This is a genomic window from Desulforhopalus glucosivorans, from assembly GCF_054397165.1.
In genome coordinates this window covers 1,451,657-1,465,118 of sequence record NZ_AP044854.1, presented here as the reverse complement: position 1 = coordinate 1,465,118, position 13,462 = coordinate 1,451,657, and the positions used below count along the sequence as shown (strand labels likewise).

Below are 13,462 nucleotides of genomic sequence, written 5' to 3'. Positions count from 1 at the left end.
GGAACCACCAATTTTCTGAAAGAAATTGTCTTTCGCTTGCTCATAGTCATCATGTCACCCATTTAAAACCGCTTTCGATAGCCCATCTCTATGAGCGCTTCACCCTGATTTGTGGCCAATTCGGAATACATGCCAAATACACTAAACGCATAAAGTCTTCCCGCTGCACCCGTTACTTTCAATGACGAACCTGGCGCAACACCTTGGAAATGAGCTGAAAGCCTTACATTATCGCTCGTGTGCGTACCAGGCATCAACACATCTAAATTTGCGGGATTATTCACAGTGTCGGTAGTAAAAAAAGTTTCAGGTCGAGTCGAATTGGCCGTCCAGGAATCATCGGAAAAATCATTAGCCGTGCCATTATTGTCTAGCCAGTTGCTCCAAATTGTCATATCTGTGGTGGTCGGCACTACCCACGCGACTCCGCCTGTCGGATTGGTTTCTGTCGTAGCCGCGGATTCAAGGCGTTGCGTCGCTTCATATGCTCCAGATTCAGCCATATAAAAATTACGTTTAATCTGGCCGTCAGAGCGAACAATCATCGATTCGACCGTTGACATGTTAATTGCTGAGACACCAATTATCGTTAGCAACCCAAGCATCAATATAACAACAATAATAGTTATAAAGCCACCTTCAGCTTCGTGGCAGATACTTGGACCTTTCTCTGCCTGTACATTTTTTAATTCATTCTGAGACGATTTTTGAATCATTATCTATCCTACTTTTTTCAGGTATCCGATTTAAGCAAGACAAACTGACTTGCCTCTCCCCTGGGATGCGATACATTGACGCTTATGAGTTTGGTATTGTCCGGAATATCTTTTAGAGTCTGTGTCTTGTTAACATTATCAAACATCAAGTCGTCTTTAATAATCGCGTAATCATTTATTTTCTTCCCGTTATGGTCAGAGGTAAATACAACCCATTTGATTGTATATGGTCCCTCACTCATCTGATGAATAAACCCACCACCCTGGGTACCTCCGCAGTCCACAGTCTCAAGCGGGTCGATATCATCACCACCCCCGCACGCCGGCCCCAAAGCGGGATCATCATACTGACTGGTAATAAGAGACTCGAGGGTATCCTGCGCCCAGGTATTTGCTTCGGTCCGCCTCAAGGAGGAGCTCGTGCTGTTGACAGCTTGTATCTGCAGTGCAAAAATGGCCAGAATTCCAATAACAAAAATTGCCATGCCGATCAGCGCGCCAAGCAAAGTGAAACCTTTCTGGTTATGAATAAGTAAAAGTACTGGCATCTTCTTACCACCAATGGATTTACAGCAAAAATCATCAAAATCTTTCATGTCATCACCATTCCATATTTCTGCAACTCACATCGCTTGAGAGCATGATTCTTCTGATGTTATCGTTTTGTGCCGGCAGTATTACCGCCCCCTGCTGATTTGTGTACGTTGTAGTATCGCTATAATCATTCACAAAACCACCACTTGATCTTGCAATAATTGCTATCTGCACAGACCGCACGTCATCTGAATTATTGGTCGGATCGCCGTCGTTATCGAGATAGACAAAATTTAGTACTTCTATATCTTCGGCAAGGAGATGTCCCACACCATTTTCATCGACCCTTTCCAATCGATCATCGTCGAGCTTAAATTCAATCATCTCTTCCCAATGGCTATCGATTACACCGTTTGGATCATTGTCAATATTCACCCCTGACGGTCTGCCTTTATCTCGTGTGAAAGCAATATTATTCGATAACAGTTTGGTAAACTCCGCGTCTGCACTTTCCAATGGGTCGTATCCGGCCATACGGATATAACGCTCCATATAATTCATAGTGGACCGGAGATTCTGGTGCATGGTCGTAACCCGAACCTCGGTGTTATGGTTCCTTACCATCGTCGCCAGAACTAAACTAGTAGCCCCTACAACTATTCCAGATACAACCATAGCAATAAGCAATTCGGTAAGGGTAAAACCACCTTGCCTAGATAATTGAGCAGAGATCTTTGCCTCTCTCACATCGTAGAATAGTCTCATAGCGACGTCCACCCCCCACCGTCCCTTATATCTTTTCTGATGACCCCGGAAATCAAAGGCCCAATTCGATAGAATTCTGTCCGCTGACTATTGGTAATATGAAGATATTCCTGATTGCTGGTACCCCGACTATTGAAAGTAATGGGGGCCGCAGGGACACCGGAAGATCCGTCATACTGCACGAATTCAATATTACCACCATAGTCTGAAAGATTGACCACTTTGTTATATTCACTTGTTGTGCAGCTGACTGTGTATGAAGTAGCCGTATATGAGACCGAGCAGTCACCTCGATTTTTTATTGCGAGCATCCGGGCGTTCTGTAGTAAACTGTGATACTCGTTGACAGCCTGGTTTAGACGCTGCTTGGGACGATAGCTGAGGTAAGCCGGCACTGATATCGCTGCTAGTATCCCGATAATACTAACAACTACCATCACCTCTATCAGTGTGAAACCATTTCGCTTCTTTATGATCATAGAACTCTGCCTCCAATTCTTCAATTAATGACAAACAATTTTAGTGCAATATATATACCGTTAGGACGACTAATCCTTCTCGTACCGTAAACACTGATATGTTCCATCTAAAACACACCAAGAAAGGTTATTACAAAACCGAGATAGCAAGTAATTGTAAAATATTTTTATGACATTTTTTGTCACAAACGGCCGATAGTAGTAATTTCATAAATTGTATGCTTTGATTTTATTGAACAGGGAAGGATAGCTAATTTCCAGCATGAGTGCAGCTTTACTTTTATTTCCGTCACATTTTCGCAAAGCAAGCTCAATAAATTCTTTTTCAAGTTTTACCTGGGCACGTTTTAAGGACAGGTCTTTATGGTTTTGCACTTCAATAACTTGGTTAGTGTTACTGCAATCACGAATTTTATTGGATAATTGATCCGTATCAATAAAATCTGACATTGTCAGAATCATACCTCGCTGTATGGTATTTTCCAACTCTCTCACATTACCAGGCCATGAATAGTCGAGTATCATCATTGCCGCTTCGGAAGTAAGACCTTTTATGTTTTTATTTAACTGAACATTGAAGGTATTTATGAAATGCTCGCATAATAGTAGAATATCATCCTTTCGTTCCCGCACTGGTGGTACTTTTAACGGCATCACATTCAGTCGATAAAATAGATCTTCTCTAAACACCCCCTCAGAGACACGCTGACCAAGTTCTCTCGCTGTTGCTGCAATAATCCTGCAATCTACCTTCTTATTAATTCTTGAACCGATGGGTCGAATCTCCTGCTCTTGAAGGACCCTCAGAAGTTTTACCTGCATACCAAGAGGTAATTCGCCGATTTCATCAAGAAAGAGTGTGGCACCGTCAGCCTCTTCGAACAAACCTCTCCTGTTTCTCTCAGCACCAGTAAAAGCTCCTCTCACATATCCAAACAGTTCACTTTCAATCAAATTGCCAGGGATACTCCCACAATTTACCGCCACAAAAGGCTTATCCTTTCGCATGGAATTGTCATGTATCGCACGTGCAACTAGCTCCTTACCTGTGCCGGACTCACCTGTAATTAAAACCGTTGTCGAATAGCAGGCAGTCTTTTTGATAAGCTCAAAAAGTTTTTCCATAACGTGACTTCTGGCAACCATTTTGCCGAATGAGGAAGCACTTTTCTTTATTTGGTCTAATTCATTTTTTAACTGACGATTTTCCTTTTTTAGATATTCGCGTTCTTCGGCCTTTCTAAGAGTCAACAAAACTTCATCTGTCTTGAACGGTTTAGAGATAAAATCATATGCTCCTGCCTTCATGGCTGCTATTGCCAAATCAACGGTACCAAATGCCGACATCATGATAACAGTTGAATCCTTTAGTTTTGCTGCTCCCTTCTCCAGAAACGTCATGCCATCCATCTGAGGCATTTTGACATCACAGAGGATAAACTCAAAATACTCTTCAGTAATTCTCTCAATAGCACTCAGTCCATCAAATGCGGTAGTAACATCGTACCCATGCCGCTCAATCATTGCCTTCAGCATATGGCACATATTTTCTTCATCATCAATGATCAGCAGTTTCATCTCGCTCCTCTTGCCCCTCGAAAATGTATGCGGGAAGCTCTACGTGAACAGTTGAGCCTGAACCGAGATAAGTTTCGACCCATATCTTTCCACCATGGGCGTCTATTATGGATTGAGATACAAAGAGTCCAAGCCCAGTACCTTTTCCAGGATCTTTTGTTGTAAAAAATGGATCAAAGATTACTTCAAGATCTTTCTCAGCTATCCCTGTTCCGTTATCTTCAATCCTAATTCTAACACTGAACTGACCTCCATCTGTCTCGGCAATTTTTTCTGCTGTAAACATGACCTGTCGCTCAAAATCTCCACCTTTCGCCTCAATCGCATCAAATGCATTCAAAAGGCAATTGAGAAATACCTGGCGTAAGCTTTCATCATCACACATAACATATAAACTCACAGGAATATCCTTCTTCAATGAAATTGGAGGATCGTATCTTTTCAAGGCAACAATTTGACAAATATTTTCACACAATACATCGAGATTAACTAGAGACATTTCATTTGAAGAGGAACCAGCATAGTCAAGGAGTTGCCTTATTAACTTATTTATGCGATCAAGCTCACTGAGTGACCTCTCAGCAAACTGCTGTTTGTCATCTTCAGCAAGATCTGGTTGTTGCAGCAACTCAACATACCCTTGAACAATACCTATCGGGTTGCCAATCTCATGAGCAAGACCAGCTGATAATATGCCAACTGAAGCAATTTTTTCGGTACGAACCATCTCTTTTTGGTTCTTAACCAATTGTGAATTTGCAGCTTCAAGAGACGAAACCGTTTTGCGTAATTTTTCCCGGTCCGAAGCAATCCGACAGAGCATACCACTAAGAGCCATTGACAATTGCCCCAATTCACTCCGTTTCTGCAGACCGTCAGAAAACAATGCATCAGAGTCATGATAAGATTCAGACATTCTGACCATTCTCTCCACAGGTTTGACAGTAATATTGATCAATCGAAAAAAACCTACTACACTTAAGAGTAGCACGTTCACCAGCCAGTAGACAAATATTGCTTTGTGATTTTTGAATATACTATCGTAAATTGAATCTAACGCAATAACCAGAACAGCTGACTTCATCTCTTTGGAACTCTTCGGACGTAAAGGTTTCGCTATGAGCAAATACCTTTTTTTAAGGGAGAAGATTCCCCACATATTGTTTTCAAGCGTAATGATTTCTTTTTGAGACAGCGCTGATTCCTGCGCAAGATTTAAAGATTTCACCTGCAATTTAGGTATATCATTTTTAAACCAATGCTCGCCTCCAGACGTCACCACACCGGCACAACGACTGCCGGCATACCTACATAATAACTCAAGCTCGCGGGCAAAACTCGATTGGGTTGAATTTTGCGCATCACTATTCGTGGCCACAGTAGATGCCCAAACCGTTTGTGCATAGTCAATTTCAGATCGAACAACACCTTTTTGCCAGAAGGCAACAACAACTACATTGCCAAGCAATATCGCAAGCGATAATAAAATGGCCAATGTTGCCGCAATTTGCATCTTTAACCCGCTAAAAAGCATATCTAGTCCAACCGGTTATATTTAAAAAGTGAATTTCGAGTTTTTTAATCATCATATCGGGTGATTACGTAATTTTTCGATTTTTAACTGAACATAATGACTCATAGTGCAATCAATATTTTCACCGCCGCCAAATCACAACGCAACACAGTGACGTTATTTGTCACCCAGCCGCTCAAAACTGTCACTATCAACAAAAAGAGCTCCGAAAAAAATATGCCTCCACGTATCGATGAGATAGTTTGTCCATCTTTAACTGATTGTATTATAGGAACATTAACAAATAATACTATCGACAATTTGACTATTGGCATTTTCTTTGCTTATATTAGGTCAGATGGATTTAAAAGAGGCGTTAGTCAACAACCAATTGAAGGAGAAAAAAATGAACAAATTAAGAATGAATCACAACGAAAAAGGTTTCACCCTCATCGAGCTCATGATCGTCATTGCGATCATCGGAATTTTGGCGGCAATAGCCATCCCGAATTTTGTAGCATATCGAAATAAAGCCTTTTGCTCTGCTGCAGAATCAGATGCAAATGCTGTCGCATCTGATATCGCAGATTACTTCTCCATCCCAACTCATACACTTATAGTAACTGCTGACATTGGAACTAATATTGGTAAAAGTGGTACCAACACTCGCGTAATCAGCACCGTAGATCCGAGTGTTAACGTAACCATTATTGTAACAGATGGTAGTGGTCGTTGCCCAGATGAGTACAAAGATGCAATAACTGCTGCTGCTAGCCCTACTGGCTACTGGACGGGTGACACTTATATCAAACTTATGAATTTGTAATACAAAACTGACTAATATAATAGCGGGACCTGAGGTTTTTGCATCCTCAGGTCCCGCTTTCGTCTTTTAGGGGTCTCTTGTGACAAAAAATCATTTTGCCTACCTGCTCCTAGCAGGTTTTATTTGTATAATTTACTCAGGGACATTAAATTACCCATGGCACCTTGATGATCTTCCCAACATCACGCAAAACAGCTTCCTCCAATTAACAGACCTCTCACCTCAATCGCTATGGAAATCCTTATTTGCTTCACCGATTATTTCAACCATACCAGGTAGACCTGTAGCCTACTTAACCTTTGCTCTCAACTGGTACTTTGGACAAAGTAGTACTTTTGGGTATCATATTGTAAATATATTTATTCACATTTGCACAACTCTTATTCTTTTTCATACAATCCTGCTTCTGCTCCAGTCCCCAAAAATCAATAAAAGATACAGTCAATCAGAACTCTACTCTATTGCTCTGCTCAGCGCACTTTTGTGGGCGGCACACCCTATTCAAATTCAGGCCATAACATATATAGTTCAGCGCATGGCTTCAATGGCAGCGTTGTTTTTCCTCTGGGCTCTTTTCTGGTATCTAAAAAGTAAATTTACAGTACACTCCCAACAAAAATTCAAGTATCTCATAGCATCCTTATTTTGCTATTTTCTCGCCCTTGGGTCAAAAGAGAACGCTGTACTCTTACCGGTGATTTTAGTTATCATAGAATTTAGCTTCTTTTCTCCTCCTCAAGATCTATTCTCTAAGAGGATAAAAAATGGTCTACTTTTTATAACAACCATTCTTATTGTTGGAGCTATTTATTACATATGTTCTCAATATCTCACAAAGGATTTATTTACGCCCTATGGCTTCAGACCATATTCTCTCTACGAGAGACTGCTTACTCAACCACGAATACTCATCTTTTACTTAAGCCTCATTCTTTATCCATTACCCATTCGATTTTCTATCGACCATTCACTCGCAACTTCGACGACTTTATTTCAACCTTTGACCACGCTACCTGCTGTTTTTTTTATTTCTGTATTTTTTGTTTTTGGTCTTCTGCTTTTACGAAAAAGACCAATTTTGGGTTTTAGTATCAGTTTTTTCTTTATCAATCACATCATAGAATCTTCTATCATTCCCCTTGAAATGATTTTTGAGCATCGAAATTACCTACCCACTTTTTTTCTTTTTATTCCATTTGCTATGATTCTTCATAGTGGGATACAGCATTACCGAAACGCAAACAGACTCGTCTTTGTAACAATATCCATATTCATATCATCTTTATTGTTTTTAATGGGATGGGGGACATTTCAGAGGAACAAAGCATGGTCATCTCAAGAAATACTCTGGACTGATGCGATGACAAAAGCTCCAGATAACGCCAGACCACTCACATATCTTGGCCAAATTTACGGATGGGAAAAACCGCATACTCCTGAGAACCTTACAAAAGCAGTTGGATTTTATCAAAAATCAAGGACAAAATCCGGCCCAAGTAAACCGTTTAATAATGCAATCTTAGCCAATATTGCTGGAATTTATTTCAATTATGGCCATTACAATGAAGCAACAACATATTATAAGCTTGTCATTGCGAACGATCCCAATCTCCATCAATTCAGATTCGGACTAGCGCAAGTCCTAACTATTCAAAAACAATTCACTGAGGCAATTGAGCATCTGGACTTTATTATCAACCACAGCAAAGATACAACAAAAATTAACCGGGCAAACAATCTCAAAGGAGTCATATTTTTATGGCAAGATCAGCCACAAAAAGCGGTCCACTCTTTTGGCCTTGCTCTTCAAAATTCGAACGACAAAGGACAGTATTTCTATAACATCGGAGTGGCGCTCAGCCACGCCGGATTTTATCAACAAGCTAATTTCTACTTAAGGAATGCCCTGAAAAATAGCCCTAAAAACGTCGTCATCATGCTCAGCATTATAGAAAACAGTATCCGACAGAAGGACATCAACTCAGCTAAAAAATACGCAAAAAATCTTTATAAAGTGTTTAGCATATCTACTATTTCTACTTCCTTGTTAAACACGGGAAGTGAACGTCACCGATCTGTTCCAATCAATATCGATTTGATTAAACCTGTAATATATGAAGCGGGCAGATTGGTCTTGAATGATTATGCCAAAAACAGTAACTAACCTACGACAATGAACATCACCATATACCTACATCGCTAGGATTACATATTCCCACAATAACGATGAATATTTCAAAACATAGTTACTGTCGTCTTTTCACAACGATTTTAGCCCTAAACTGTATAGCTATAGTAGTTGCCATCTATTTGTCTCTCAGCCACTATTGGAATTACACAGACATGAACTACACAAGTTTCTGTGCGATTTCAAACGCAATCAATTGCGACACTGTAGCACAAAGTCCATGGTCTATATTGTGGGGAATACCTGTTGCTCATTATGGATTGTTTGGCTACCTACTTTTTTTTACTCTTCTCCTGTCCGTGAGACGCCACAATCAATCTTCCCAACCATTATGGGCACTCCTTATTCTTTTAGGTGTTTTATACTCACTAACTTCTATTTATTTCAGCTATATCTCTGCAACAGAAATCCATTCTTATTGCGTATTATGTATTGTCTGCCTAGGGATAAATCTGTTCTTATTTTATTTTTCTCTGATTATTTATCGACGTCAAGAGGGTTTTTCTTTTATAAAAAACATACGAGCTTCTTTTTATTATATTTTTAGAAAAAGAGTACTTTTTATGGCCGTCCTGTCTTTAAGTGTATTGTTCACGGCAAGTGAATCTGCTCTACCTCATTATTGGTTCTCTACAAAATCTCCAGCGAAAGTAAATCTAAAAACAGGTATAACCCCAAGCGGAAATCCCTGGATTGGTGCTGAAAATCCTCAGATAACTATCACCGCGTACAGCGATTATCTATGCTTTCAATGTCTTAAAACCCATTTTTATCTTCGAAAAATCATAGCGAAGCACCCCGAAAAACTGCGACTTATTCACCGCCATTATCCACTTGATCACGAATTCAATCCAATCGTTGTCCCCGAACCGTTTCATGTTGGCTCTGGGAAAATGGCCCTTTTGGCCATCTATGCAATGAAAAGGGATAAATTCTGGGAAATGAATGATGCCCTTTTCGCTATAGGGAGAGAGAAAAAATCTATTAATATCGAAAAACTGTCAAATAAAGTAGGGCTTCCTTATAATGAAGTTGCTGCCGCCATATCTAACCCTTATTATAGAGAACAGCTTAGCTATGATATTCTTTCGGGAATGAAACTACGCATTCTTGCTACCCCGACATTTATTATTGACGGTAAAAAATATACGGGCTCAATCCCACCAGAAACGCTTAATACGATTCTTTCGCTAGCCAAACAAGGCCATGCAAAAAAATAAACAAACAGTCCTCCCGTATATCTTACTACCTCTTATTGTAGTCCTCATAGGGGCACTTATCCTCCTCAATTTCACGCCTCCCTTTAGCCGAGATGCCCTTATTCATCATCTTGCCATTCCTAAGCTGTACCTGCAAAATGGTGGAATATATGAGATTCCGGATCTAATATTTTCATATTATCCAATGAATCTTGAACTTTTATATTTAGCTGCACTTTATTTTAATAACGACATACTCCCTAAATTCATTCATATGTCTTTTGCCTTAGCAACTGGCTATTTGATCTACCGTTATCTTAAACCACGATTACCACACCACTACTCCCTACTTGGCGCACTATTTTTTTTGAGCATTCCAATCATTGTCAAGCTATCAATAACTGTTTACGTTGATCTAGGTCTGATTTTCTTCACAACCGCATCACTTCTTCTACTTTTCAATTGGATAGAAAAGCACAACCAGATACGCTATCTTGCTTTTGCTGGTTTGTGTTGCGGACTTGCGGTCGGAACTAAATACAACGGCTTGATTGTTTTACTCCTCTTGACCTCACTCGTTCCAGTTCTCTATCTTCGCAGTGCAGACTCTGATCCATATGAGACATCTCCAGCGATCCGAGCGGCACTACTTTTTTTAGTATGTGCACTAGTAGTCGCTTCACCATGGTTAATCAGAAATGCAATTTGGACCGGCAACCCTATCTATCCACTTTACAATGATTTTTTTAGCCCTGGCCCCTTAGAAAATACTATAGTTTCCAATGAAGTAAACAGTATCCGCGGTGTTTTTGCCACCCGACATGCACTATATGGAGAGAACATCTGGCAATTACTGTCTTTGCCAGTTCGGATATTTTTCGAAGGTCTGGATGACGATCCTCGCTATTTTGATGGTCGCCTCAACCCGTTCCTCTTACTGCTTCCACTATTTGCCTTTATACAAGGAGAAACAAAGGACAAGAAAATACAAATAGAACAGATTACTCTTCTCGTTTTCTGCCTGCTTTATTTTCTCTTTGCATTCAACTCAGGGACGTTAAGAATACGCTACATGGCTCCGTTAGTTCCTTTTCTAGTAATTTTGACCATATTCGGATTACACAATATCGAGCGGAAAGCAATCAAGTTCTTAAGCAAACCACATATGCATAACATTGTTTGGTATGTGCCAGTAATCTTAATGCTGGCCTACAATGGCCGCTACATATACCAACAATTTATATATGTTGCCCCAATGAGTTATATAAGCGGAAAGGTCACACATACCAATTATATCGCAAAGTACAGACCAGAATACAAAGTGATGCAATATGCAAACTCAAATTTACCGGAAACCGCAAAAATTCTTTGCGTTTTTACGGGCCACAGAGGGTACTATTTAAATCGAACTCATGTTTTTGATAACTATAACAATAAAAACTTACTGTTATCTTGGACACAGGAGCCTAATATGAGCACCTTAATGATTACAAATCTGCTCAAACAGTACGGTATTAGCCATATCATTTTGCGAACCGATCTTTTTACCCAACGAATCAACCAGCAAAGTTTGTCTGCTGTGAACCAACAAGCTTTAGCTGATTTTTTTAATCACAAACTGATTTTGCTTAATTCATATCTAAATTACTCTTTGTATAAAATTACAGATCAATGATAAAGTTACTAAAAGTAATGAAGTCTCTCAGAAAACATAACACCTCTACCATTGTGCTACCTACGTGAAAAAAAATAATTTAGATTGTTGAGAAACACTTTCCTGTTTTCAAATGATCCTTAATGATGAAGACTTAGGCCTCTTGTTTTTTTCTATACATTAGCCGGTAAACCATTTACCCTTCAATGTGAATTGACGTTGAACTTCAATAATTTCAAAAAATCCTAAGATCAACTAGCATACCAATTATACATAATTATTGAATTTATCCAGACAAATGGTAACCTATATGCACAGTGTAATAGTTATCAAATAAATATAATCTATAAGGGAAAATCTAATAATGAAACGCTTTGCTTTAATAGGGGGTGCTGGATATGTGGCCCCGAGGCATATGAAGGCAATTAAGGAAACAGGCAATGACTTAATTGCAGTCTTAGATCCTAATGACAGTATTGGTGTCATTGACAGCTATTATCCCAAATCTGACTTCTTCACAGAATTTGAAAGATTTGATAGGCACATTGATAAGAAGAGGAGAAAGGAAGCCGGCATCGATTATGTCAGCATATGCTCCCCTAACTATCTCCACGACGCTCATATTCGTTTTTCTTTACGAAACGGCGCAGATGCTATTTGTGAAAAACCTCTTGTTTTAAATCCTTGGAATCTTGACAGTTTGGAGGAAGTTGAAAAGGATTTTGGTAAAAAGGTGTATAACATTTTACAACTGCGCTTACACCCATCAATCATTGAATTAAAAAAGCAAATAGCTAACAGCCAGAATGAAAAAAAGTATGAGATAGATCTCACGTATATCACATCAAGAGGTAACTGGTACTTTACTTCATGGAAGGGAGACGAATCAAAATCAGGTGGTATAGCCACAAATATCGGTGTTCATTTCTATGATATGCTCATCTGGATTTTTGGTAAGATTCAACTGAATATCGTACATCACCGAAGTCCCAGCAGTGCATCTGGGTTCTTGGAGCTCGATAATGCTCGAGTCAGATGGTTTTTAAGTGTCGATGAAAATATGTTGCCTGAGGATATAAAGAGTAAAGCTCAGCGAACTTTTCGTTCTATTACTGTTGCAGGGAAGGAGCTCGAATTTAGCACCGGATTTACAGATCTGCATACCCTAAGTTTCCAGGATGTACTTAATGGCAATGGATTTGGCTTGGAAGACGCCCGCCCCAGCATTGAAGCAGTCCACCATATCCGAAATGCAGATGTTGTTATGCAGCGTGATTTTCTCCATCCGTTCATGTCGCGATAATCAATTTATTTGGTATAAGAGTTTACAAACTTTTCCTATTTTCATGAATACTCAAAATATTTTCATACATGAGACATCTGTTGTTGATGATAATGTAAAGATTGGTAAAGGTACCAAAATTTGGCATTTTTCTCACATTCTTAATAACACTGAAATTGGCATTGAATGTATAATAGGACAGAATGTTTCTCTTGGACCTGATGTTGTCATAGGGGATGGATGTAAAATTCAAAACAACGTATCTCTATACAAAGGCATAACCCTTGAAAGAAATGTGTTTTGTGGCCCATCTATGGTTTTTACAAATGTATTTAACCCTAGAGCGCATATCCAAAAAATGAAAGAACTCCGGCCAACTCTGGTCAAAGAGGGGGCTACCTTGGGTGCAAATTGCACAATAATTTGTGGAGTGACAATTGGAAGATACTCCTTAATTGGCGCTGGCGCAGTCGTCACAAAAGATGTGCCTGACCACGCATTGCTTGTGGGTAACCCTGGCAGACAGAGTGGATGGGTGTGTGAATGCGGTGAAAAAATTAATTCGCAGATGATTTGTACAATTTGTGATAAAGATTACTCCTGGTTGTTAAAAAATAAATAGAATAGTCTCTTAAATGATAAGCTAAACAGCTATATCTATTGAAGTAGCTTGAATAAATAATGCGCAATGAGAAAAATCCAGAAAGGGTATTAAAAAAAACCTCAAG

Annotated in this window: 12 protein-coding genes; 6 read left to right on the top strand and 6 right to left on the bottom strand. The window is 39.5% G+C overall.

Annotated features, from left to right (window positions below; translation table 11 throughout):
• Window positions 1–62: 62 nt before the first annotated feature.
• The 6 genes from ACX6CI_RS06265 to ACX6CI_RS06240 form a co-directional block, all read right to left on the bottom strand.
• The gene (locus ACX6CI_RS06265) at window positions 63–716 is read right to left on the bottom strand and encodes a pilus assembly PilX family protein (protein ID WP_458777306.1); all 654 of its coding nucleotides are present in this window, start codon (window positions 714–716) and stop codon (window positions 63–65) included.
• Between the two features lie 17 nt (window positions 717–733).
• On the bottom strand, window positions 734–1,312 hold the full coding sequence (locus tag ACX6CI_RS06260) for a type IV pilus modification PilV family protein (protein WP_458777305.1): 579 nt from the start codon (window positions 1,310–1,312) through the stop codon (window positions 734–736).
• A gap of 4 nt (window positions 1,313–1,316) precedes the next feature.
• Window positions 1,317–2,015 carry a prepilin-type N-terminal cleavage/methylation domain-containing protein gene (locus ACX6CI_RS06255; RefSeq protein WP_458777304.1) on the bottom strand — a complete coding sequence of 233 codons (699 nt, stop codon included), beginning with the start codon at window positions 2,013–2,015 and terminating at the stop codon, window positions 1,317–1,319.
• Window positions 2,012–2,494, bottom strand: coding sequence for a pilus assembly FimT family protein (locus tag ACX6CI_RS06250; RefSeq protein ID WP_458777303.1), 483 nt, complete (start codon window positions 2,492–2,494; stop codon window positions 2,012–2,014). Before ACX6CI_RS06250 ends, ACX6CI_RS06255 begins: the two co-directional genes overlap by 4 nt.
• Window positions 2,495–2,701: 207 nt before the next feature.
• Entirely contained in the window at window positions 2,702–4,072 is a 1,371-nt protein-coding gene (locus ACX6CI_RS06245) for a sigma-54-dependent transcriptional regulator (protein WP_458777302.1), read from the bottom strand.
• Window positions 4,053–5,585 carry a sensor histidine kinase gene (locus ACX6CI_RS06240; RefSeq protein WP_458777301.1) on the bottom strand — a complete coding sequence of 511 codons (1,533 nt, stop codon included), beginning with the start codon at window positions 5,583–5,585 and terminating at the stop codon, window positions 4,053–4,055. Before ACX6CI_RS06240 ends, ACX6CI_RS06245 begins: the two co-directional genes overlap by 20 nt.
• Before the next feature lie 358 nt (window positions 5,586–5,943).
• Here ACX6CI_RS06240 and ACX6CI_RS06235 point away from each other — a divergent pair, with 358 nt between their 5' ends.
• The 6 genes from ACX6CI_RS06235 (at window position 5,944) to ACX6CI_RS06210 (ending at window position 13,356) form a co-directional block, all read left to right on the top strand.
• Window positions 5,944–6,411 (top strand): type II secretion system protein, encoded by a 468-nt coding sequence (locus tag ACX6CI_RS06235; RefSeq protein ID WP_458777300.1) that lies wholly within the window; start codon window positions 5,944–5,946, stop codon window positions 6,409–6,411.
• A gap of 535 nt (window positions 6,412–6,946) precedes the next feature.
• A complete protein-coding gene (locus ACX6CI_RS06230; protein ID WP_458777299.1) occupies window positions 6,947–8,575 on the top strand; it encodes a tetratricopeptide repeat protein in 1,629 nt (542 codons plus the stop codon).
• A gap of 62 nt (window positions 8,576–8,637) precedes the next feature.
• On the top strand, window positions 8,638–9,819 hold the full coding sequence (locus ACX6CI_RS06225; protein ID WP_458777298.1) for a vitamin K epoxide reductase/DsbA family protein: 1,182 nt from the start codon (window positions 8,638–8,640) through the stop codon (window positions 9,817–9,819).
• On the top strand, window positions 9,806–11,473 hold the full coding sequence (locus tag ACX6CI_RS06220) for an ArnT family glycosyltransferase (RefSeq protein WP_458777297.1): 1,668 nt from the start codon (window positions 9,806–9,808) through the stop codon (window positions 11,471–11,473). Before ACX6CI_RS06225 ends, ACX6CI_RS06220 begins: the two co-directional genes overlap by 14 nt.
• Window positions 11,474–11,816: 343 nt before the next feature.
• Window positions 11,817–12,755: a Gfo/Idh/MocA family protein gene (locus ACX6CI_RS06215; RefSeq protein ID WP_458777296.1), complete on the top strand. Its 939-nt coding sequence runs from the start codon at window positions 11,817–11,819 to the stop codon at window positions 12,753–12,755.
• A complete protein-coding gene (locus ACX6CI_RS06210) occupies window positions 12,703–13,356 on the top strand; it encodes an acyltransferase (RefSeq protein WP_458777295.1) in 654 nt (217 codons plus the stop codon). Before ACX6CI_RS06215 ends, ACX6CI_RS06210 begins: the two co-directional genes overlap by 53 nt.
• Window positions 13,357–13,462: the final 106 nt, after the last annotated feature.

Bases quoted from the DNA above. Each gene is read 5' to 3' on its own strand.
- ACX6CI_RS06265 (WP_458777306.1), bottom strand. From the start codon at position 716: ATGATTCAAAAATCGTCTCAGAATGAATTAAAAAATGTACAGGCAGAG.
- ACX6CI_RS06260 (WP_458777305.1), bottom strand. From the start codon at position 1,312: ATGAAAGATTTTGATGATTTTTGCTGTAAATCCATTGGTGGTAAGAAG.
- ACX6CI_RS06255 (WP_458777304.1), bottom strand. From the start codon at position 2,015: ATGAGACTATTCTACGATGTGAGAGAGGCAAAGATCTCTGCTCAATTA.
- ACX6CI_RS06250 (WP_458777303.1), bottom strand. From the start codon at position 2,494: ATGATCATAAAGAAGCGAAATGGTTTCACACTGATAGAGGTGATGGTA.
- ACX6CI_RS06245 (WP_458777302.1), bottom strand. From the start codon at position 4,072: ATGAAACTGCTGATCATTGATGATGAAGAAAATATGTGCCATATGCTG.
- ACX6CI_RS06240 (WP_458777301.1), bottom strand. From the start codon at position 5,585: ATGCAAATTGCGGCAACATTGGCCATTTTATTATCGCTTGCGATATTG.
- ACX6CI_RS06235 (WP_458777300.1), top strand. From the start codon at position 5,944: ATGGATTTAAAAGAGGCGTTAGTCAACAACCAATTGAAGGAGAAAAAA.
- ACX6CI_RS06230 (WP_458777299.1), top strand. From the start codon at position 6,947: ATGGCTTCAATGGCAGCGTTGTTTTTCCTCTGGGCTCTTTTCTGGTAT.
- ACX6CI_RS06225 (WP_458777298.1), top strand. From the start codon at position 8,638: ATGAATATTTCAAAACATAGTTACTGTCGTCTTTTCACAACGATTTTA.
- ACX6CI_RS06220 (WP_458777297.1), top strand. From the start codon at position 9,806: ATGCAAAAAAATAAACAAACAGTCCTCCCGTATATCTTACTACCTCTT.
- ACX6CI_RS06215 (WP_458777296.1), top strand. From the start codon at position 11,817: ATGAAACGCTTTGCTTTAATAGGGGGTGCTGGATATGTGGCCCCGAGG.
- ACX6CI_RS06210 (WP_458777295.1), top strand. From the start codon at position 12,703: ATGCAGATGTTGTTATGCAGCGTGATTTTCTCCATCCGTTCATGTCGC.